Raw genomic sequence first — 21,735 nt, forward strand, 5'->3', positions numbered from 1 at the left:
CCCTTATTTGCCATATCTCTTTCCTTTCTATTTTTCTCTCCTTTTTGCTATAATAAAAGCAGAAAGGAAGTAATCTAATGCCACAAATCACCAATGATAATGTCCAGATTTGGACACTCTATATCACAGTAATAATTGCAGTTATCGGTTTTGTTTTTAATACCATTTCACTCTGGCAAACAAAGAAAGCTACAGAGGATATGGCAAAGCCTTATATTAATGTTTATGTAGATGTCTATGCAGTTAAAAATCAACAACGTACCTTTGTTTTTAAAAACTTTGGCCAAACTCCAGCATATATAGATAATATTCAGATAGATGGCGAATTGGATCCATTGAATTCTGTACACCGCTTCAACTCACTTATCGGAAATATGATTGCCCCAGGACAAAAATTTACATCATCAATAGACCCAGATTATAAAGGTCGAATTACACTGACAATTACTTACTCCGATAGCAAGAAACACAAATATATAGACAAGTTTGTACTTGATGCTACATTGGCATCTGCAATGTTCTACACTGTAAACGAGAGCAATAAAAGCGATTCTCCAGCTACAGCTATCAGACAATCGACCATGGCTCTATTACGCGATCTACGATAGAACCATCTCCGAGCGATTTTACAGTTCAAACATCACGTAAGAATTCAATTTTTATCTCAACAGTTTCATCGTCAAGTGTATTGGCGATGATTTTATTTTTTGCGTCAATCGCTTCGTTCAAGTCTTTACAAGTTAATTCATAAAATACATTTACATTTGCATTCATCTCTTCCCCTCCTATTAGTGAATTTTTTTGTTCTATTTTTTGTTAGCAATTCTATCCATTGTATCTAAAGTAAGTTTTTGTATCTCTTTTCGTGCTTGCAATTCATTGTCAAAAAAATTCTCAAGCATTTCGGTCAATCTATTCGAATATCCTCGCAATAGCATTACCGTCACCAAAAATGAAGTAATAGCTGATACAATGACCACATAAAGAAAAACTTCCATCTTCCCCTCCTACTCCAGCACCTTACTGCCGACTACCAATCGTTTAACGACAACGTCCATCTCCTTAAATTCGGCATTCTCTGCACAGTAGCGGACGCTCTCGCTGATGATGTGACAAATAGATACGCCGTACTCGTTCGCCAGCTCCGTAGCAATCTCCCAGGCATCTTTGTCAATCCGTGTTACTTTTTGCGCTGCGTTGTTCATAGTATTTCCTCCTACAACATATCTTCTACCCTACACCCTAGCGCCTTGGCAATGACCACCGCCTGCGACAGCGTCACTGCCTTCAGGTCGTTCTCGATCCGTGACAAGGTCGTGTAGTCTATCAAGGTTCGCTTGGCAAGCTCACGCAAGCCCAGCTTTTGAGCCGTTCTCAGCTCCCTCATTTTCGCTCCATACATTGACTTTTTCCTTTCTACTAATAGGTCTTTTCAAAACTGTTGGTACTTGTCAACAGTTTTGATAGAATTATTCTATCGATTTTGAAAAAGTTTGACCTTCTTTGATGTTAGGTGTTTCATTTCACTTTTCGTGAAGTCTGAGGTGTGAATATATCGCCCAATTCTTTACCGAAATAATGGGCGATTTTGAACATTTCACTCAGTTTAAAATCTTGTTTACCTAATTCTTTGTTGCGATAGCTATTCTCGCTTTTTCCAATAACATCTGCCATTTCTTTCTGAGAAATATTCTTTTCCTTCCTCAGTTTATATAAAAGAATTTGCAAACCATAATCACCTCCTATTCATTTTAAAAAAACCATTTCCAGATGAAGTACACCCAGATAAAACCGGTTAGCGTCCAGCAAACCACATTCCAAAATTTCTTCTTGTCTTTCATGACAAATCTTTCGAGATATGCTATACTAATAGTGAGCTTTGGGGCTTTCTCCCCGCTCACCCCACTTCTATTTCAAGAAGTGTTTGATTAACTCAACACTGGCTGTAATCACTGTTGAGATAACCAGAGCCTTAGGACCGTCAAGCCATGGCTCTTTTTTTGTTGCCTTTTCAGGCTTTTTGCGTCTCCGCATATCTCTTTTCCTCCTGTATTTATTTGATTGATTACCTCAACCATGATTTAATTATACCTCACTTTTCGTGAAGTGTCAATAGTTTTTTTGCGAAAAAACAAAAAAACTTTTCTTTCCGTGAATATTTTGTTATAATCTACTTAATAAAACACTCAGGAGAAATATATGACTGACAAAGAATTAGCTATATACATCGGAACAAAAATAAAAGAATATCGATTACAGCGCGGATTGACGCAAAAAGAATTAGCTACTTTAGTGGATATGGGTGATACAACTATAGCAAACTATGAAAAAGGTTTCCGTACTCCTAAAAAGAATACTTTGTTTAAAATATCCTCTGCTCTCAGCGTAACTATTGACGATTTATTTCCACCTATTCGTAAAGCAGACACCCCCACGGCGTCCCCAGATTTGCTCACACAGCAGATAACGGACAAGGTGGTACAATTAACCCCAGATAATAAAAAAATCGTCCTACGGACTTCTGAGGAGCTTCTGGAGAGGCAAAAAGCAAACGGCGAGATGTACACAGAGCAAAACGAAGAAGAAACGAAGGTAAACGAAGTATCGGAAGTTATCAGCTTGTACCAAGTTGAGGTTGTATCTGAGACGGCAGCAGCTTCTGGATTTAACTATGGATTTGGGTACGACGATACAGACAGAGAGACTATAGAGGTTGACGAGCAACCACCACGCCACGATATTGCGACTAAGGTCAGCGGAGACTCCATGCAGCCTGACTACCAAGACGGAGATATTCTCTATTTAGTAGACAAAGGACTGACCACCTACAACGGAGACCTAGCAGTTATCGCATACGGAGACCGTTCTTACTTCAAAAAGATATACACCGAAAACGGACGCTTACGCCTCGTATCACTCAATGACAAGTACGAAGACATCATCCTAGACTTCCCACCAGCCGAAGACACACACATCAAGATCTATGCAGTAGTCGGGGTGTATAGAGGAGGTGCTACCTATTGAGTCGTCAACCAAAATGGAATAATAGAAAACTTATCAATCACCTAGCTTCTAAAGATGTTAGCTTCAACAACATTTCTATAGGTCAAGCAATAACTTTCTTGGATAAGAATAACTACTACTACAAACTAGCTGCCTTTAGGAAAAACTTTAAAAAGAAAGATGGTAAATATGTGGATTTAGATTTCTCGTATTTACAGGATCTTGCATCTCTTGATATGAAAATCAGAGCTATACTTTTAAACATAGCAATCGATGTGGAACATTTTATTAAGGTTGAACTTTCTCGCCAAATAAACAATAATCCGCAAGAAGATGGATATAGCATTCTGACTGAGTTCAAAAACTCGCAATACAATAAATATTACGAGTTTACAAAGAAGAAATTCAGAGAGTCACGTTATCAAAACGCTATGTTTAATAAAAGAAAACATGATTATCCATATTGGGCATTGCTAGAACATATGGACTATGGTTGTCTCATCAAATTCGTAACATTCTACTACCAAAAACACGGATGTAAATCATTAAAAAAAGCTTCAGAATTAGGTGATGGAGCTAGACATATAAGAAATGCCTGTGCCCATAATAGCGTTTTACTACTTAATGTGTTTGAAAAGGATGATAAATTATCAAACGTTAACGCTGTTATTACTACTTTTGCAAAACAAGTCGATGTAATCAAATACAAAAACTATAAGAAAGTAAACGATTTAATTTCACTTCTAGTATTGGCTAAAGCTTATTGCTCTCCTGCAGTACTAGACTACCAAAAACAAGCTATAGACAATTTTATAGTGCGCTGCCAGAGGAATCAATCAGCTTATGCTAAAAATGTGGAATTAACAAAAATGATGGTTGTATTCAAAAAAATCGTTGACATCTTATAAATAATTTGATACTATGGATATAGTGTAAGACTGATTTAGTTCAGCGCCCTATAATAAATGCGTGCATTTACAAGGGAATCCATACCATAGAAAAAGTCGACTAGTTCCTAGCCGGCTTTTACTGTTTTTAGAAAATATATTCTACAAAGGCAGTAAGTGTTTCCATTTTGGAAACAACTCAAAAAAATCCCCACACTCGCCATCGCCAAATTTTGAGTGTGAGGATTTAACTTTCCATCAAGCAAGCAATGGAAAGGATGATAAGAAAGGAGTTACTTAGGGACTGGATGAACAAACTAGAAAAAAATAATCTTGATAAATTGACAGTCTCAACAGATAAAATGAAACAACTGACTGTTGAGAATCCAAATCACTTCAAAACCTCTAGACTAGGTCAAAGTATGACCAACTATAGCAATCAATTAGAGCGTGAAATACAAGGAAAGCGTCGTAGAAATAGAGTATTCCCTTACGGCACACTTGTCTATGTTGATTTTGGCATAAACTTTGGATCAGAATTCTCTGCGCCACATTATGCAATTACGCTTACCAAAGAAGACAAAAAGAATAGAAATACTATCACGGTTATTCCTCTAACATCTAAGCCTGGATACGATAATTTACCACTAGAGTTTAACCTAGCTGAAGGACTTGGCCTACTAACTACACAACTCATCAAAGCGGCTGAAGATAAGGTTGAAAATGAACTGGTAGCACATTTTGGAGAATATGATGATTTTGATGAACTTATCGCAAAATTGGATAAAGAAGGTCGATTAGACGAGAAAGAACGTGCAATAAACCTTGTACAAAAACTTACAGATAACGTTTCATTGGCTGGTCAACGTCTTGAAAAATATGTATCTGACCTAGATAAAACTACCTATGCGAAATTAGATTCAATTACAACTATTGACAAAGTGAAGATTTTTAAGAAAATCAATCCTTTAGACGGAATTGGTGTTGCAAAAATACTTGAACCCCAAATGAAAATTTTAAGCGATGAAATCAAAGCGCGCTATCTTATTTGACAAAATGAAATATATTTGATAATATATAGTTACTAACCTAGGAGAAATCCTAGTGCAAATAATCTGGTTGGCACAAGCTGCCACGCAGAAACGGTAACTATAAATTTAGTTACCGTTTTTTGTTGAATTAAAAACAAAAAAACTCACACTCGCCATCGCCAAACTTTGAGTGTGAGGATTTAACTTTCCATCTAGCAAGCAATGGAAAGGATGATAAAAAAATACAACTATAGTTTATCATAAGTTCTACACCTTTTCAACTATGCGGGCAAGCAATCGAAAAGAAAGGACTTTTTATGATAAAAAAATACATCACAAAAAAAGGAGAGACTAGATATCTCTTTCAAACATACCTGGGCATAGACCCTGCTACTGGAAAAGAAAAACGCACAACACGACGTGGTTTTAAAACCATAAAGGAGGCAAAGGCTGCCGAACGTGACCTTCTCTTAGACGTTGAAGAAAATGTTTTTTCAAACAATGAAGATTTTCAGAACCCTACTTTCGCTGAAGTCGCTGAGTTATGGCTTGATAGCTATAAAAGTACTGTAAAACCAACAACCTATCAGAACGTTAAGAAAAAACTTCGTATTATAATTGACTCATATTTTACAGATATGAAAATTCAGCAGATCAGTGTAGCTTATTGTCAAAAGGTTGCTATCCAGTTAAGTAATCGCTATATCCTATATGCCAATTACTACTCTGTAATCAGCCGTATTTTCAAGTATGCCGTTTCTCTTGACATCATTAAGTTAAATCCCTTGGACAAGATTATCAAGCCTAAAAATAGACCCTTAAAGGGCAAAGAGAACCACTATACAAAACAGGAACTAACGGAGTTTCTTAAAGTTTACAAAGTAAATTGTAAGCCAGTAGACTACACCTTTTTTCACTTGCTCGCTTTTTCTGGATTGAGAACTGGAGAATCAATTGGCCTCATGTGGTCAGATGTTGACTTTGAAAATAAGTTGTTAAGCATTTCTCGCACGGCTGTCGTGATTGGTAAAAAACAAACTGTTCAGGATCCTAAAACCAAAAGGAGTAAGAGGGTTATCACCTTAGATGATGAAACTCTGAATGTTTTGAAACTCTGGAAACGACAGCAAATAAAAGAATATTTCCAGGCTGGTGTGCCTTACAAACGTGAATCGAATTATATATTTACGAATAGTTTCGGAGGATGGATTTCTCCTTCAGCTGTTAAAGAGAGACTTAGAAGATTCTTTTGTGAACATAAAGATGTCAAAAAAATCACTCCTCACGGTTTCAGGCACACACACGCTTCTCTCCTCTTTGAAGCTGGTATTACAGCCAAAATTATTTCGGACAGATTAGGTCACAACAATGTTCAAACAACCCTTGATATGTATACCCACATCAATGATAATCAACGTTTTGAAGTCGTTGATCAGCTCATGGATTTCATTCGCTCCAGCTAAAAGTAGAGTCGTATTCAATCTCGTATTCACTTTTGGTTGACATGCTAGAAACCCACTGATTTCAAGGGACTAGGAAGCTGTGAGCAGTTTATACCATAAATCCGCTTTCAACGATAAAGAAAAGGTAAGAAAAATGAAACATTTAGAAATTGAATTGAAAACACTATTGAAAAAAGATGAGTATGATCGTCTAAAAGACCAGTTCACAGGTGTCACTCCTGTTCTTCAAAAAAATTACTACATCGACACACCTGATTTTGAGCTGCGAGAAAAGAAAGTTGCTATGCGCATTCGAACTTTTGAAGACTGGGCAGAATTGACACTCAAAGTCCCGCAGAGTGTTGGAAACATGGAATACAACCAAAAATTGCAACTAAAAGATGCTGAAAACTATCTGAGCAAGAAAGAATTTCCTCAAGGGATAGTATTGGATGAATTGGCGAAACATGGTAGCCAAACTAGTGAATGGCAGGTTCTTGGTTGTCTAACAACGCTTCGCTATGAAATGCAAACAGCTATTGGCCTCATGGCACTGGATGAAAGTCAGTACTTTGATATGACAGATTATGAATTAGAGCTTGAAGTGGAAAATCATGAGCAAGGCAAACAGGATTTCCAGCAATTTTTAGAGGAAAATCAGATTTCCTATCAAAAAGCTCCTTCAAAATTGGTTCGATTTGTCAAAAGCATGAAAAATAGCTGAAATAATCTCCATTTTTTGGTAAAATAGAAAAGATAAAAATACACAGGTTCTAGTTCATATATGTAAGATAAATATCACTAGGATTTAAAAAGTTTACAGAGGACGGTCTATAATGTCAGATAGAAAAAACATGAAACTTTTCGCACTCAACTCTAACCAAGAGATTGCACAGAAAATTGCTGAAGCTGTTGGTGTCCCACTTGGAAAACTATCGTCACGTCAATTTTCAGACGGAGAAATCCAAGTGAATATCGAAGAAAGTGTCCGTGGTTATGATGTTTACATCATCCAATCAACAAGTTTCCCTGTCAACAACCACCTAATGGAATTGTTGATCATGGTCGACGCTTGTGTGCGTGCAAGTGCCCACAGTATCAACGTTGTCCTTCCATATTTTGGCTATGCACGTCAAGACCGCATTGCTTGTCCTCGTGAGCCACTTACAGCAAAACTAGTTGCCAATATGCTGGTTAAGGCTGGGGTTGATCGTATCCTGACTCTTGATTTGCATGCCGTTCAGGTTCAAGGTTTCTTTGATATTCCAGTGGATAATCTTTTCACTGTCCCCCTATTTGCAAAACATTACTGCGATAAGGGACTACTCGGTTCAGATGTTGTTGTCGTTAGCCCTAAAAATTCAGGTGTCAAACGTGCGCGTAGCTTGGCTGAATATCTTGACGCTCCTATCGCCATTATCGACTATCCTCAAGACGATGCAACTCGCAACGAAGGTTATATCATTGGTGATGTTGAAGGTAAGAAAGCTATCTTGATTGATGATATTTTAAATACAGGACGTACCTTCTCTGAAGCTGCTAAAATCGTTGAACGTGAAGGAGCTACAGAAATTTATGCTGTTTCTAGCCACGGCCTCTTCGTCGAAGGAGCTGCTGAACTTCTTGACAATACTAATATTAAAGAAATTCTTGTGACTGATTCAGTAGCAACAAAAGAAAAAACTCCTAAAAACGTATGCTACATCACTGCTAGTGAGTTAATTGGTGATGCTATCGTCCGTATCCACGAAAGAAAACCAGTCAGCCCACTCTTTGCCTACAACAAAAAGAAATAAGGTGATTCTTTGATTTATTTGGACAATGCTGCAACGACTCCTATGTCAGCAGTTGCTATTTCAGCTATGACCGAGGTTATGCAAGAAACCTATGGAAATCCTTCTAGTATTCATGCTCATGGTCGTCAAGCTGGCAAACTATTGCGAGAAGCCCGTCAGGAGCTAGCTCAGTTACTGGGGACAAAACCTCAACATATCTTTTTCACTTCTGGTGGGACAGAAGGCAACAATACTGCTATCATTGGTTACTGCCTTCGTCACCAAGAACAAGGAAAACATATTATCACAACTGCTATTGAGCACCATGCTGTCCTTGAAACAATTGATTACTTGGTTCAACACTTTGGGTTTGAAGCAACCATTATCCAGCCAGAAAATCAAGAAATCACCGCCCAGCAAATTCAAGAGGCCTTACGTGACGATACGATTTTGGTTTCTACCATGTTTGCCAATAATGAGACTGGAAACCTACTGCCCATTGCTGAAATTGGCCAAATACTCAAGCAACACCCAGCCGCCTATCATGTCGATGCAGTTCAGGCTATTGGTAAAATCCCTATACACCCAGAAGAATTGGGCATTGATTTTCTCACTGCTTCTGCCCACAAGTTCCATGGTCCTAAGGGAATCGGTTTTCTCTACGCATCTAGCATGGATTTTGATTCCTATCTTCATGGCGGAGACCAAGAACAGAAAAAACGAGCCGGAACTGAAAATCTAGCTGCCATCGTGGGTATGGTTGCAGCCCTAAAAGAAGACCTAGAAAAACAGGAAGAACATTTCCAACATGTACAAAATCTAGAAACTGCCTTTCTTGCAGAGCTAGAAGGAATTCAGTATTACGTGAATAGAGGACAACATCATCTCCCTTATGTTCTCAATATTGGATTTCCTGATCAGAAAAATGACCTTTTACTCCTTCGGCTAGATTTGGCTGGAATTTCTATCTCTACTGGCTCAGCCTGTACGGCAGGCATTGTCCAATCCAGCCATGTTCTTGAAGCCATGTACGGGGCAAATTCAGAACGCTTGAAGGAATCCGTTCGTATCAGTTTGTCGCCACAAAATACTGTTGAAGACCTACAAACCCTCGCAAAAACCTTAAAAGAAATTATCGGAGGTTAGCCATATGGCATTTGAAAAAACCATTCAGTTAAAAAATTGTCGTTACGACTACACTCTTAGCCCTTCTGTTAAAAAATTCACCCTCAAAGATAACACCTTTTTTGAGACTAAGGTTGGTAACTATGAATTGACTCGCCTTTTGGAAAAAGTGCCAAACAGCGGTGAAGGCTTCCAACTCAAAATCATCATTAACAAGGAACTTACAGGGGCTAAAATCAATATCACTGACAAGTTTGGTCTTCGTCTAGTTGATATTTTCAAATCAGAAGACCACCACATTCATCAGGAAAAATTCTACTTCCTCATGGATAGCTTGGTAGAACGTGGTGTCTTTACAAAATCAGAAAGATAGGTCCCATATGTTTGAATTGACCTATAAGGACAGCTATCATGTAGAGCGTACACTCAAGTATGAGGATTATGAAGCTCTCATGCTGGCTTTGTCAGGATGTGTGACCCTGCCAGATACACTTTATGTAACTTCTCTGACTTTTAATAGCCAGAAAATTTATCAGGGTCTGGTCGGAGACCTCTACCGTTTTCTATCACATACAGATTTTTTACATCAAAACTAAGATTTTTCTTAGTTTTTTCTTGTTTTTGTTGATTTTTTCACAATGTTTCTATAAAATAGAAGAATAGAAAGGTTGTGATTTTGTGAAAGATAAACAGTTTGCTATTCCAAAAGCTACAGCGAAAAGACTCTCTCTCTACTATCGAATTTTTAAGAGATTTCATGCAGAAAAGATTGAACGTGCCAACTCTAAACAAATTGCAGAGGCTATCGGTATTGATTCAGCGACCGTACGTCGTGATTTTTCCTATTTTGGTGAACTTGGTCGTCGTGGTTTTGGCTATGATGTCAAAAAACTGATGACATTTTTTGCCGATTTGCTCAATGATAACTCTATTACCAATGTCATGCTGGTTGGTATTGGAAATATGGGCCATGCCCTTCTCCACTACCGCTTTCATGAGCGTAACAAGATGAAGATTATCATGGCATTTGACCTGGATGACCATCCTGAAGTCGGTACCCAAACTCCTGACGGGATTCCCATTTACGGAATTTCTCAAATCAAGGATAAAATCAAGGATGCCGATGTCAAGACTGCTATCCTGACCGTTCCCAGTGTTAAGTCACAAGAGGTTGCTAATCTCTTGGTAGATGCTGGTGTGAAAGGAATTCTTAGTTTTTCACCAGTCCATCTGCATTTACCAAAAGATGTGGTCGTTCAGTATGTCGATTTGACAAGTGAACTCCAAACCCTCCTCTACTTCATGCGAAAAGAGGATTAGAAAGCGAAAATCATTTTATGAAAAAACCAGTTATTGGGATAACAGGAAACGAAAAAACTCATCCAGATGATGACATCATGATGAGCTACGCAGCAAAAGGCTTTGTGGAAGGCGTTAAAGACGCTGGAGGGATTCCCATCATCCTACCGATTGGTGATCAAGAAATGGCCTGCCACTATATCAGTATGATTGACAAGCTCATCTTGACAGGTGGGCAAAATGTTGATCCAAAATTCTATGGTGAACCAAAAACCATTGATAGCGATGACTACCACCTTCAAAGAGATATATTCGAACTAGCCCTCATCAAGGAAGCTATCAAACAGAAAAAGCCTATTTTCTCCGTCTGCCGTGGTACCCAACTCTTTAACGTTGCCATGGGCGGAACTCTGTACCAAGATATCGAAGATCATTGGCAGAATTGTTCTGCCGAGTACACAACTCAACGCTTGGTGACAGAACCTGATACTGTTCTCCGAGAAATCTATGGAGAAATCTCCCATATCAACTCCTTCCATCACCAGAGTATCAAGGATTTAGCACCAAATTTAAAGATTGCGGCTCATGATCCTAAAGATGGTATTATTGAAGCTGTCATGAGTACGGATGATGTTGCCTTTCTCGGTGTCCAATGGCACCCAGAATTTCTATTTGAAAATCGCCCCAAAGATAAAAACCTCTTTGACTATGTTGTTAATGAACTTTAGATTAAATCTGTCTTTTCACGGTAACTAAAGTAACTAGATTGTGAGACAATCAAATGGTCCAAGAGGACAATCCCCATCAGGTCGCAGGCTTCTTTAACAATTTTAGTGACATGATCATCATTTCGGCTAGGGGCTACCGCTCCCGAAGGGTGATTGTGGACCAAGATGAGTGAAGTCGCCATATGCTTGATAGCATAGTGAAGAATCTCTCGCGGCTCAGCGATACTACGAGTTGCAGAACCGATAAAAATGGTCTGTTGATGAATGATTTGATTTTGAGTATTGAGATAGAGCGCCACCAGGTGCTCTTGTTTTTTGTCCCCTAATTCCTGTTGCATCTTCTTGGCCAATTTTTGGCTGCTGAGAATACTTTCCATCTCAAGGGTCTCGTATTTGTGAATACGATGCCCCAATTCAATCATAGCTTGCAACTCTATAGCCTTAACACGGCCGATACCAGACAGACTCTGCAATTCCTGCAGGGTCATTTTTTTCAAATCCGTTAGGCTTGAAAGATTGCTCAAGACTTTCTGGGCAATTTCAAAAACGCTGGCTTGACGTGTTCCTGTCCTAAGTAAAATAGCTAGCAACTCTTGATTACTGAGCGCTTCAACTCCTTCCTTGGCCAGTCTTTCTCTTGGCAATAATGAATCTTCTTGAAATGAAATACTGTACATAAAAATCCTCCTCACTTTATTATTCGTGAGAAGGATGAAAAATTAGATTTTTTTCTCAATTGGAGCCACACTGGCTAAAAGTTTTTTCAAACCTACTTCTGGGAAATTGATTTTCAATTCCTGCGTAGCACCGCTACCTGAAACTTCCAGAACGGTTCCCTCCCCCCACTTCTTGTGGAGGGCAATATCACCAATAGACCAAATTGCCTCACTAGAAGCTGATTTTGCTCCAGCTGTAAATTGACCAAATGGGAGACCGCTTGACTGGATAGATTTTGGGGCAGCACTGCGTTTACGGTCTTGAAGAGCCTGGGCAAGACTCATACCTTGACCGAAGGCAAGGCCACCACTGCTATAAGATGCCTTAAAGCTTGTATTTGCTGGACGAGCCAGACCTTGATACTCAAGTAAGTCCGAGCTGATTTCGTTAATAAAACGAGTGGGACGGTTGTAGTTGGTACGACCAAAAAGCAGGCGCGAGTTGGCATTTGTTAGATAGAGGATTTTCTCTGCACGCGTGATACCTACATAGGCTAGACGGCGCTCTTCTTCTAATTCATCTGGATCTTCAGCCGCACGACTAAGTGGAAAGACATTTTCTTCCATCCCAATCAAAAAGACAACTGGAAACTCGAGACCTTTGGCAGCATGCAGGGTCATCAAGGTCACTTCTGATGTCTCCTGACTACCTGAATCTGTGTCCGCAATCAAGGCCAAGTCATTTAAGAAACGACTTAGTTTATCCAAACCAGTTTCTTCTTCTGGCCCATCAGAGATGTCATCAAAGTTTTTCGTCACAGAAAGGAACTCTTCAATATTTTCAACCCGAGCCTTGCTTTCTAAAGTCGCTTGAGCATTTAGAATATCGACGTAACCTGTTTTTTCTAGGACGGCCTCAACCAACTCAGTAATGCTTAACTGGTCCAGTTGCTCCCGCAAATCCAGAATCATATTGGCAAAATCCCAGATAGATTGGGCTGCTTTCCCCTTGATACCAGACAACATGATATTAGCAGAAGAATCCAGCATAGACATGTTTTGCACATTCGCAAAGTCACGAATTTTCTCAACCGTTCCTGGCCCAATTCCTCGTTTCGGTTCGTTGATAATGCGCTCAAAACTGATATTGTCACTCAAATTGGCAATGAGGTTAAGGTAAGCGATAATATCGCGGATTTCCTTACGGCTGTAGAACTTGGTTCCACCAACCATGGTATAAGGAATATTGGACTTAAGCAAGGCTTCCTCAATAGTACGGGACTGCGCATTAGTCCGATAGAGAACTGCAAAATCCTTGTGAAGGAAGTTTTGACTCCGACCAAGTTCATCGATGGTTTTGGCTACAAATACAGCCTCATCTAGTTCATCATTGGCACGATAGTAAACGATTTGTTCCCCATCAGCATTTTGGGTCCAGAGATTCTTAGGACGGCGGTTTTTGTTGTTTTTAATGACCTCGTTGGCCGCTTGAAGAATAGTCTTCGTAGAGCGATAATTTTCTTCTAACAAAACAACCTTGGCTTGGGGATAATCTTTCTCGAAATCCAAAATATTCTGCATATCAGCACCACGCCAACCGTAGATGGACTGATCCGCATCCCCAACCACACAGATATTTTTAAAGCGTGAAGCCAAGAGTTTGACCAATTGATACTGAGCGTGGTTGGTATCTTGGTACTCATCAACATGGATGTACTGAAACTTCTGCTGATAGTAGGTCAAGACATCAGGATTTTGATCAAAGAGACGCAGGGTCAGCATAATCAAATCATCAAAGTCAACCGACTCCGACTGACGCAGTTCTTTCTGATAAGCTGTATAACACTGGGACACGATTTGCGTATACATATCGCCAGCTTGGGCAGCATAAGCTACATCATCAATCAGATCATTCTTAGCATTGGAAATGGTTCCCAAAATAGTTCGTTCATTCCATTTTTTAGGATCCAAGTTCAACTGCTTGAGAATGCGTTTCATGAGAGTTCGCTGCTCCCCTGGATCTACAATAGTAAAATTGCGATTGTAACCAATATGGTCCGCATCGCGACGCAGAATACGCACACACATGGAGTGGAAGGTCGCAATCAGACAGTCCTGAGTCGCTGGATTGAGGCTATAAGCACGCTCTTTCATCTCACGCGCAGCCTTGTTGGTAAAGGTAATGGCCAAGATATTCCAAGGATTGACCAGCTTTTCATCAATCAAATAAGCGATACGGTGGGTCAAAACACGAGTCTTTCCAGAACCAGCCCCTGCCATGATTAGCAAGGGACCTTCTGTCGTTTGCACCGCCTCAGCCTGACGGTCATTCATTCCATTTAATAATGCGTTCATCTTCTCTTCCTTACTCTTGAAGTCAATATTTCTATTATATCAGAAATCAGGGAAAATAGAAACTTTACGGGGAGTAGCAAAATATAGCGGATTGAAACTAGAATACTACACTGTAGGTTTCTAAAACACTCGACTTTTTCACTTAATTTTTTCATGAACTAGCTCAATACATCAATATAAAAAAGGTAAATTTAAGATTGGCAATACGAACGTTAAACAGAATTCCATTTCTCTTTTTAAAACCAAAACAACGATATCGTAAAACCTCTACAGGAACAATAGATTACGACACTAAAATATTCTCCCCTAGTTTTGCTTTACTAATAGTATATAGGAGGAGAGCCCTGAATCCTAGACCCTCTGTTATGATGTGGTTACAAACAGAGTTGAAAAAAATCTTAAAGTCAGAAAAACGCATGATATCAGCCCCTAACACTTGATACAATGCGTTTTATTATGAAAAGATCTACTGGATTTTTTATCAAAATAAACTTCCAGTAGTCTTTTCACTTTTTATTAATAAGTTCCTTCTTCACCTTGGCTAGTCAAGATAACAGGTCCATCTTTCGTAATGACAAATTGGTGTTCATACTGACATGACAATCCACCGTCAATGGTCTTATGCGCCCAACCAGTTTTCATATCTGTATCAATTTCCCAATCGCCTGTATTGATCATTGGTTCAATGGTTAAGACCATTCCTTCACGAAGACGGAGTCCACGACCTGCAATACCATAGTTAGGAACCATTGGTTCTTCGTGCATAGTTGGGCCAACACCATGACCAACCAAATCACGCACTACACCGTAACCACGACTTTCAGCGTATTCTTGAATAGCCGCACCGATATCACCGATACGATTTCCAACAACAGCTTGCTCAATACCCTTGTACATAGCTTCTTTGGTTACATCCATCAAGTTTTTGACTTCTTCGGACGGTGTACCAACAGCATAAGCCCAACATGAGTCTGCTAAACCACCAGAATAGCTCTGAGTGTATTTTTTCATTTGTTCAACATTGTTGAAGTTTAATTTTGAGACATTTAGGTCAGATTTAGCAATGGGACCTCCCAAAACCATATCAACTTTGAGCAAATCACCATCTTTCAAGATATAATGACGAGGGAAAGCGTGAGCCACTTCATCGTTAAGAGAGCAACAGGTAGCATAAGGATAGTCCATCATGGCACCGTCAACCCCAATCTGAAGTGGAAGGAAATTTTCTTCTTTACAACGACGGCGGACATATTCTTCAACTTCCCACATATCTACGCCTGGCTTAATCAAATCACGTAAGCCTATATGAATACTTGCTAGAAAATCACCAGCCTTGTCCATAGCTTCGATTTCACGAGCTGATTTTAATGTTATCATCTTTTCTCCTAGTTTCTAATTAATTTTAACAGTCACATTTGCTTTTGAAACAATCTGGTGACCATGATAAATATCGTAATCAATTATAGCTGACCGTCTAGTATGGTGGATAATGCGTGCTTGAATGCGCAGTGTATCATCTATCTGAACAGCCTGCAAAAAGTAGATGAGCATCTGCTCGATAATGAGATTGCGACCACTATTCACAACTAAATCTTGGGTCATGTGAGTCAGTATCTCCGCTAATACACCATTAGCCAAAACACCGTTTTTCTCAAGCATAAAGGGTTCCACTGTAATGACGACTTCATCATGGTGATAAGCGAGTTTTTGACCAATCTGCTCAGAAAAAGTTGGTAGAGCAGAAACTTGAGAACGACTCATCTTCTCCATGACATCTCGTCTAGTTACAACGCCAAGTAAAGTTTGATTGCTTCGGACAACCGGTACCATTTCAAAGTCTTCTGCTATCATTCGTTGACTCACATTGGCAATATTTGTCGATAATCCAACTAAAAATAAACTACGAGACATGACCTTGTCAATTGTGGTACTTGGTGACTTATCACCAGCATCTCTCATGGTTACAATGCCAACAACAACCTGATGTTGATTGATAACAGGAAAACGACTGCTACGATTCTTGCGTACCAAGTACAAATAATCTTTAACGGTGTCTGTCTCTCTCAGAAAACCATACTCATGACTTGGACGATAAAGCTTCTCAACTGTCAAAATATCAGTCTTGATTTGGACATTTGACAAGGCTTTATTGATCATAGTCGCAACAGTGAAAGTGTCATGCTTGCTTCTTAGAACAGGAATCCCTTTTTGATTTGCCAATTTAAGCACATCATCATGAACATGAAAACCACCTGTAACCAAAACGGCATTTTCATTTTCCAGCGCTAGTAATTGGATACGGGTCCGGTCTCCGACAATCAAGAGTCCCCCATCATGAAGGTAGGATAGGATGTTTTGTTCAGTCATGGCACCGATAGAGAACTTACTAAATTCTCTCTCTAAACCTTCTTTCCCAGCCAGAACCTCAGAAGAAGTCACCTCTGCAATTTCAGCAAACGCTAATCTCTCTATAGCAACTTTCTGGGATTTAACACGAATTGTTCCACTTCTAGGACGGGTCTCCACAATTCCACGGTTTTCAGCTTCTTTAATAGCCCGATAGGCTGTTCCATCACTAACTCCTAGATGATTGGAAATACTACGAACACTGACTCTTTTACCTACTGGTAATTCCTCCAAATAGCTTAGAATTTCCTGATGCTTACTCATTGAACTCTCCTTTTACATACCGAAATTCAAGATAATCCCGCATTTTTCTTGTGTAACGATCACTTCCTTTAAACTGACGAATCAATCGAAATCCAGACTTAAGGGCAACCCGTTGACTTGCTTCATTTTCGAGATGGGTAATAATAGATAATTGTTTTAAATCAAATTCTTCAAAAGAAAGCTGACAAATTTTTCTAACAACCTCTGTCATAAATCCTTGCGACCAAGCATCTTTTCTCAAAAAATAGCCAAGCTCAGCTTCTTTTTTGATTTCATCTAACTTCTCAAATTTAATAGAACCAATCATTTGTTGATTTTTCTGGTCACAAATTGCCCACACTCCCAAAGGGGACTTCATAAAGTAATTGGCAAGTGCATACTGACTTTCTTCCAGACTTGCCTGCGTTGGGAAAATAAATTGAAGATTTTCTGGATTTGAAGCTACCTCGTGGAAGTCCTGATTATCACTAAAAAAGAAAGGACGCAAATACAAGCGATCCGTTTCAAAAAAAGAAAACATTGCTAATTTGGTCCAAATATTCATAAACACCTCTACGGTTTAATACTCAACAAGTCTAATATCCGCTCCTAGATTACGTAATTTTTCGATAATATCAGAATAACCACGTAAGATAAACTCGACATTGATAATTTCAGTTTGTCCCTCGGCCATCAAACCAGCAATAACTAAAGCTGCACCTGCTCTCAGGTCAGTTGCTTTAACACTGGCTCCACGTAAACTACGTCCACCCGTGTACAAAATATGACCATTTGTTGTCGAAATGTTCGCATCCATCTTTACTAGTTCAAAAACATGATTTACACGTTTTTCGTAAATCGTATCGACAATTGTACCACGACCATTCGCTCTTAGTAAAAGTGGGGTAATCGGTTGTTGCAAATCAGTTGCAAAGCTTGGGTAAGGAGCCGTCTTAATATTGATTGCTTTCAAATTAGACTGTTCCTCGACAAAAATGCTGTCTTCAGATACAGTCATTCTCACTCCCATTTCTTCCAACTTAGCAATAAATCCTTCTAGGTGTTCGTAAAGAACATTATTGATACGAATTCCTTTACCAACTGCAGCAGCTAAGGAAATATATGTTCCAGCTTCAATGCGGTCTGGAATCACCTGATGACGTGTCCCATGTAATCTTTCGACACCATCAATAATGATGATATTGGTTCCTGCCCCACGGATATGGGCACCCATATTATTCAAGAGGGTAGCTACATCAATAATTTCAGGTTCACGGGCTGCATTTTCAATAATAGTACGACCATTTGCTTTAACCGCAGCAATCATCGTATTAATCGTTGCTCCTACACTAATCGTATCCATGTAAATACTTGTACCATGAAGTCCTGTATCTTTAGCAGATAACTTCATGTTATCTCCCTCGTAGCTAACAGTGGCACCCATAGCTTCAAAAGCCTTAAGGTGTAGGTCAATCGGACGAGGACCAAGGTCACATCCTCCAGGCAAGCCAACTGTGGCTTCACCAAAGCGACCTAAAAGACTTCCATAAAAATAATAAGATGCACGAAGACTATTGATTTTCCCATAAGGCATTGGAATATTTTGAACACCTCTTGGATCAATCTCCAAGACATCGTCATAACGCTTAACAGTAGCTCCCATCAATTCCATAATTTCGACAAGACTGGCTACATCCGAAATATCTGGAACGCAATCCAAAGTCACCACATCATCAGCCAAGATAATAGCCGGAATTAAGGCCACAACACTATTTTTAGCACCACTAATAGTGATTTCACCTTGTAGTGGTAATCCACCATTGATAACAATTTTTCTCATTCTAAGTTTTCAATACTCTCTCAAGATTTCTAATAAGGTCTTTAAAATAAATTATATCATAAATGCAACCTTTTTTCCATCCTTTTCAATTTTATTGGATAAATCAGAGTTGATGAGTTAGTCACTGATACTCAATGAAAACCAAAGAGCAGATTAGGAAGCTAGCCGCAGGCTGCTCAANNGAAGTCAGTAACATATATATACGGCAAGGCGACGCTGACGTGGTTTGAAGAGATTTTGAGTATAATCTTTCTCGAATCGCTATTGCCCCTTTTTTATCCCCTAAAACTGAGTAGGGGCTAAGACTAGCTCCCTTATCTAAGTATCGGAATACGGCTGTTCAACTAAATTTTAGCAAGAACTTCTCCCCTTCTCTCAGTTCACAGAAGCGTTTTATACATACCGTCCTATCAGACAATCTATTTTAAAGATAACCGTGACTCAGGATCACTTCTATCTGTCGTTTTCTCTTTATAGTGATAGACCTCACGGGATAAGTCGTACATCTTTCCTCGTGTATACAAGATATAAGGACGTTAAAAGGTTACAGTGAAAATAGAAAATCTTAGTACGAATTCAATTACTCTCGTGATTTACGCATATAGGTTACGACTACCTTTTTGGACTTTAGAGTTTGAGGCCCTCTTATCCGCTATATACGCCTTATTATCACGTTCCTGTTCGTAGAGCCACGATTTCTCTATCCCTTCTTCTGACAATTCTTATTTCCAGCGTCAGACTTAAAACGGTCTATCCCCAGACCATTTTAATCCGCTACCTCACGATAGTCAGGCTTGGGAATCGCTATTTGACTCGCCGAGAACTTTGACATCAGATATACTATAACAAATTGAAATAAGAATCAAACAATTTAATTTTGAAATTCAAATCAATTGATAACAATATTTTAGAAGATATGCTGTGCTATTCCAGATTCAGTTTGCTATACATGCCCGTCGTACCACAAAATCCCGTGTCTGATCAGACACGGGATTTTTTTATCTTCTTTACTGAGATGAATTGTCTTTTTTAGTTCGTGCCAACCTCAAGGCACGATTTGGATTGAGACGATTAAACAGTTCTTCCAATTTCTTTTCATTCCAAACGTCTGCAGCGGAAACAAAGTTGCCATCCGCATCTCGGAAAGATATCGGTTTATCTCCCATATCAATCTCCTAGTCTACAAATTCAAACTCAAATTTACCAATGCGGACTAAATCCCCATCCTTAGCACCACGCGCACGAAGGGCTTCATCAACTCCCATACCACGAAGTTGGCGGGCAAATTTCATGACTGATTCGTCACGATCAAAGTTGGTCATATTAAAGAGTTTCATCAGTTTTTCACCAGAAAGTACCCATGTCGCATCGTCATCACGACTAATTTCAAAGGCTTTTTCTTCTTCGTCAAATCCATAGTAAGCTTCTTCTTCCATATCGGACTCGTCGTAGAGCAAGAATTCTGGTGTCTTGTCTAACAATTCAGCTGTAGCATCTAAAAGTGTTGCCAGACCTTGCTTGGTCAATCCAGAAATTGGGAAGATAGCTGGTAACTCTTCAAATTCATCATAATTTTCAGCCAATTTTTTCTTAAAGTCTTCAAGATTTTCCTGACTCTCAGGCATGTCCATCTTATTAGCTACAATAATCTGTGGACGCTCCATGAGGCGAAGATTGTAAGACTCCAGCTCTTTATTGATAGCTAGGTAATCCTCATATGGATCACGGCCTTCGCTAGCTGACATATCAATGATATGGAGGATGACACATGTACGCTCGATGTGACGGAGGAACTGAGTTCCCAAACCAACACCTTGACTAGCGCCTTCAATCAAACCTGGCAGATCGGCTACTGCAAAGGATTCACCTGATTGGGTACGAACCATACCTAAATTTGGCACAATAGTGGTAAAGTGGTAGGCACCAATTTTAGGTTTAGCTGAGGTAATAACACTTAAAAGTGTTGATTTCCCAACAGATGGGAATCCAACTAAACCAACATCAGCCAAGATTTTTAGTTCCAATTGTAACTCACGTTCCTGACCTGGTTCTCCATTTTCAGAGATTTCCGGTGCAGGATTCTTTGGTGTCGCGAAACGAATATTTCCACGTCCACCACGACCACCATGGGCTACAATAAATTCTTGACCGTGTTCAATCAAATCTGTCAAGACCTTGCCTGTCTCAGCATCACGCACAGTCGTACCTTGTGGCACTCGAACTCTAAGGTCCTCAGCTCCACGACCATGCATCCCTTTGGTCATTCCTTTTTCACCAGAATCAGCCTTGAAATGACGATTGTAGCGGAAATCCATGAGGGTACGTAGACCTTCATCTACAACGAAGACTACATTACCTCCACGACCACCGTCACCACCCCAAGGACCGCCATTAGGGACATATTTTTCACGGCGAAAGGCAACCATGCCATCACCACCATTACCAGCCTTGACCTTAATCTTAGCTGTATCTAAAAACATACTCATTTTTTCTTCTCACTTTAAAAAAGGGCTGGGAAATCCCAGTCACTAAATTTTCTTGAATCTATTTTATAGATTACTGAGGGCACCAATTGCAGTTGCAAAAATTCCCAATAAACTTGCTACTAACATGATAATCACGATAAACAAGGTTATTTTCTCAAACATAGTTTTTTTACGATTTCCATTATCTCCAAATGCCATTTTTTTCTCCTTCGTTACATTCTATTTTCTATTATCTTAGCATGAATTTAGCTAGTTTTCAATAGTCAGTTGCTACAGGTGCGATAATCCATAAAATGATATAAGCTACAATTCCCGCTCCATAACCAAAAGCAAGAACACCCCATATTACGCGAACAATAGTAGGATCCATATCAAAATAATGGGCTACCCCAGCACAAACACCCGCAATCTTTTTATCACGCCCACTTCTCATTAATTGTTTTTTCATAGCTGTTCCTC

General features: G+C 39.4%; 28 protein-coding genes. 12 read left to right on the forward strand and 16 right to left on the reverse strand.

Annotation, left to right across the window (positions count from 1 at the left end; genetic code table 11):
• The first annotated feature begins 77 nt into the window (after nucleotides 1-77).
• Nucleotides 78-608, forward strand: coding sequence for a hypothetical protein (locus HT699_RS01235; protein WP_001135683.1), 531 nt, complete (start codon nucleotides 78-80; stop codon nucleotides 606-608).
• 25 nt (nucleotides 609-633) lie between these two features.
• Here HT699_RS01235 and HT699_RS01240 read toward each other — a convergent pair whose 3' ends face one another.
• The 6 genes from HT699_RS01240 to HT699_RS11960 all read right to left on the reverse strand — a co-directional run bounded on the left by HT699_RS01240 (nucleotide 634) and on the right by HT699_RS11960 (nucleotide 2,034).
• Entirely contained in the window at nucleotides 634-774 is a 141-nt protein-coding gene (locus tag HT699_RS01240) for a hypothetical protein (RefSeq protein ID WP_000993373.1), read from the reverse strand.
• Nucleotides 775-806: 32 nt separating this feature from the next.
• Nucleotides 807-998 carry a hypothetical protein gene (locus HT699_RS01245; protein ID WP_000451679.1) on the reverse strand — a complete coding sequence of 64 codons (192 nt, stop codon included), beginning with the start codon at nucleotides 996-998 and terminating at the stop codon, nucleotides 807-809.
• Nucleotides 999-1,007: 9 nt separating this feature from the next.
• Nucleotides 1,008-1,205: a hypothetical protein gene (locus HT699_RS01250; RefSeq protein WP_001057654.1), complete on the reverse strand. Its 198-nt coding sequence runs from the start codon at nucleotides 1,203-1,205 to the stop codon at nucleotides 1,008-1,010.
• Nucleotides 1,206-1,216: 11 nt separating this feature from the next.
• Nucleotides 1,217-1,402 carry a helix-turn-helix transcriptional regulator gene (locus tag HT699_RS01255; RefSeq protein ID WP_000274132.1) on the reverse strand — a complete coding sequence of 62 codons (186 nt, stop codon included), beginning with the start codon at nucleotides 1,400-1,402 and terminating at the stop codon, nucleotides 1,217-1,219.
• Between the two features lie 116 nt (nucleotides 1,403-1,518).
• On the reverse strand, nucleotides 1,519-1,728 hold the full coding sequence (locus HT699_RS01260) for a helix-turn-helix transcriptional regulator (protein ID WP_001166514.1): 210 nt from the start codon (nucleotides 1,726-1,728) through the stop codon (nucleotides 1,519-1,521).
• A 180-nt stretch (nucleotides 1,729-1,908) separates the two neighbouring features.
• Entirely contained in the window at nucleotides 1,909-2,034 is a 126-nt protein-coding gene (locus HT699_RS11960) for a hypothetical protein (protein WP_007284831.1), read from the reverse strand.
• A gap of 165 nt (nucleotides 2,035-2,199) precedes the next feature.
• On the opposite strand from HT699_RS11960, the gene HT699_RS01265 reads away from it, so the two are divergent.
• The 11 genes from HT699_RS01265 to HT699_RS01315 all read left to right on the forward strand — a co-directional run bounded on the left by HT699_RS01265 (nucleotide 2,200) and on the right by HT699_RS01315 (nucleotide 11,290).
• Nucleotides 2,200-3,024 carry a S24 family peptidase gene (locus HT699_RS01265; protein ID WP_050262022.1) on the forward strand — a complete coding sequence of 275 codons (825 nt, stop codon included), beginning with the start codon at nucleotides 2,200-2,202 and terminating at the stop codon, nucleotides 3,022-3,024.
• The gene (locus tag HT699_RS01270; protein WP_023940056.1) at nucleotides 3,021-3,911 is read left to right on the forward strand and encodes an Abi family protein; all 891 of its coding nucleotides are present in this window, start codon (nucleotides 3,021-3,023) and stop codon (nucleotides 3,909-3,911) included. Before HT699_RS01265 ends, HT699_RS01270 begins: the two co-directional genes overlap by 4 nt.
• Nucleotides 3,912-4,198: 287 nt before the next feature.
• Complete coding sequence (locus HT699_RS01275; protein WP_023940055.1) at nucleotides 4,199-4,942, forward strand: type II toxin-antitoxin system PemK/MazF family toxin; 744 nt, start codon at nucleotides 4,199-4,201, stop codon at nucleotides 4,940-4,942.
• Between the two features lie 296 nt (nucleotides 4,943-5,238).
• Nucleotides 5,239-6,384, forward strand: coding sequence for a site-specific integrase (locus HT699_RS01280; RefSeq protein WP_000592966.1), 1,146 nt, complete (start codon nucleotides 5,239-5,241; stop codon nucleotides 6,382-6,384).
• A gap of 133 nt (nucleotides 6,385-6,517) precedes the next feature.
• Complete coding sequence (locus HT699_RS01285; protein WP_138702223.1) at nucleotides 6,518-7,087, forward strand: CYTH domain-containing protein; 570 nt, start codon at nucleotides 6,518-6,520, stop codon at nucleotides 7,085-7,087.
• 112 nt (nucleotides 7,088-7,199) lie between these two features.
• On the forward strand, nucleotides 7,200-8,159 hold the full coding sequence (locus tag HT699_RS01290) for a ribose-phosphate diphosphokinase (RefSeq protein WP_001283810.1): 960 nt from the start codon (nucleotides 7,200-7,202) through the stop codon (nucleotides 8,157-8,159).
• 9 nt (nucleotides 8,160-8,168) lie between these two features.
• Complete coding sequence (locus HT699_RS01295; protein ID WP_050222844.1) at nucleotides 8,169-9,284, forward strand: cysteine desulfurase family protein; 1,116 nt, start codon at nucleotides 8,169-8,171, stop codon at nucleotides 9,282-9,284.
• 4 nt (nucleotides 9,285-9,288) lie between these two features.
• Nucleotides 9,289-9,636, forward strand: a complete 348-nt coding sequence (locus HT699_RS01300; protein ID WP_000863540.1) for a DUF1831 domain-containing protein — start codon at nucleotides 9,289-9,291, stop codon at nucleotides 9,634-9,636.
• A 7-nt stretch (nucleotides 9,637-9,643) separates the two neighbouring features.
• The gene (locus HT699_RS01305; RefSeq protein WP_000462493.1) at nucleotides 9,644-9,859 is read left to right on the forward strand and encodes a DUF4649 family protein; all 216 of its coding nucleotides are present in this window, start codon (nucleotides 9,644-9,646) and stop codon (nucleotides 9,857-9,859) included.
• Between the two features lie 82 nt (nucleotides 9,860-9,941).
• On the forward strand, nucleotides 9,942-10,583 hold the full coding sequence (locus tag HT699_RS01310) for a redox-sensing transcriptional repressor Rex (protein ID WP_000653403.1): 642 nt from the start codon (nucleotides 9,942-9,944) through the stop codon (nucleotides 10,581-10,583).
• 17 nt (nucleotides 10,584-10,600) lie between these two features.
• Nucleotides 10,601-11,290 (forward strand): gamma-glutamyl-gamma-aminobutyrate hydrolase family protein, encoded by a 690-nt coding sequence (locus tag HT699_RS01315; protein ID WP_000743339.1) that lies wholly within the window; start codon nucleotides 10,601-10,603, stop codon nucleotides 11,288-11,290.
• On the opposite strand, the gene radC is transcribed toward HT699_RS01315, so the two are convergent.
• From radC to HT699_RS01365, 10 genes are all read right to left on the reverse strand, one after another.
• Nucleotides 11,287-11,967, reverse strand: coding sequence for a DNA repair protein RadC (gene radC, locus HT699_RS01320; RefSeq protein ID WP_138704919.1), 681 nt, complete (start codon nucleotides 11,965-11,967; stop codon nucleotides 11,287-11,289). The genes HT699_RS01315 and radC overlap by 4 nt on opposite strands.
• A 42-nt stretch (nucleotides 11,968-12,009) precedes the next feature.
• The gene (gene pcrA / locus HT699_RS01325) at nucleotides 12,010-14,301 is read right to left on the reverse strand and encodes a DNA helicase PcrA (RefSeq protein ID WP_172934037.1); all 2,292 of its coding nucleotides are present in this window, start codon (nucleotides 14,299-14,301) and stop codon (nucleotides 12,010-12,012) included.
• Nucleotides 14,302-14,817: 516 nt separating this feature from the next.
• The gene (locus HT699_RS01330) at nucleotides 14,818-15,678 is read right to left on the reverse strand and encodes a methionyl aminopeptidase (RefSeq protein ID WP_000631543.1); all 861 of its coding nucleotides are present in this window, start codon (nucleotides 15,676-15,678) and stop codon (nucleotides 14,818-14,820) included.
• A gap of 15 nt (nucleotides 15,679-15,693) precedes the next feature.
• Complete coding sequence (gene spxR / locus HT699_RS01335; RefSeq protein ID WP_138707559.1) at nucleotides 15,694-16,971, reverse strand: CBS-HotDog domain-containing transcription factor SpxR; 1,278 nt, start codon at nucleotides 16,969-16,971, stop codon at nucleotides 15,694-15,696.
• Nucleotides 16,964-17,515 carry a GNAT family N-acetyltransferase gene (locus HT699_RS01340; protein ID WP_001028719.1) on the reverse strand — a complete coding sequence of 184 codons (552 nt, stop codon included), beginning with the start codon at nucleotides 17,513-17,515 and terminating at the stop codon, nucleotides 16,964-16,966. Before HT699_RS01340 ends, spxR begins: the two co-directional genes overlap by 8 nt.
• A 15-nt stretch (nucleotides 17,516-17,530) precedes the next feature.
• Complete coding sequence (locus HT699_RS01345; protein ID WP_001227095.1) at nucleotides 17,531-18,790, reverse strand: UDP-N-acetylglucosamine 1-carboxyvinyltransferase; 1,260 nt, start codon at nucleotides 18,788-18,790, stop codon at nucleotides 17,531-17,533.
• 1,007 nt (nucleotides 18,791-19,797) lie between these two features.
• Nucleotides 19,798-19,956, reverse strand: coding sequence for a hypothetical protein (locus HT699_RS01350; protein WP_050314293.1), 159 nt, complete (start codon nucleotides 19,954-19,956; stop codon nucleotides 19,798-19,800).
• A gap of 9 nt (nucleotides 19,957-19,965) precedes the next feature.
• Nucleotides 19,966-21,276: a GTPase ObgE gene (gene obgE, locus HT699_RS01355; RefSeq protein WP_119947016.1), complete on the reverse strand. Its 1,311-nt coding sequence runs from the start codon at nucleotides 21,274-21,276 to the stop codon at nucleotides 19,966-19,968.
• A 63-nt stretch (nucleotides 21,277-21,339) separates the two neighbouring features.
• Complete coding sequence (locus tag HT699_RS01360) at nucleotides 21,340-21,474, reverse strand: DUF4044 domain-containing protein (protein ID WP_000863859.1); 135 nt, start codon at nucleotides 21,472-21,474, stop codon at nucleotides 21,340-21,342.
• Nucleotides 21,475-21,532: 58 nt separating this feature from the next.
• On the reverse strand, nucleotides 21,533-21,709 hold the full coding sequence (locus HT699_RS01365) for a PspC domain-containing protein (RefSeq protein ID WP_025171152.1): 177 nt from the start codon (nucleotides 21,707-21,709) through the stop codon (nucleotides 21,533-21,535).
• Nucleotides 21,710-21,735: the final 26 nt, after the last annotated feature.

The sequence above is a fragment of the Streptococcus sp. 1055 genome, from assembly GCF_013276815.1.
Classification (GTDB): domain Bacteria; phylum Bacillota; class Bacilli; order Lactobacillales; family Streptococcaceae; genus Streptococcus; species Streptococcus pseudopneumoniae.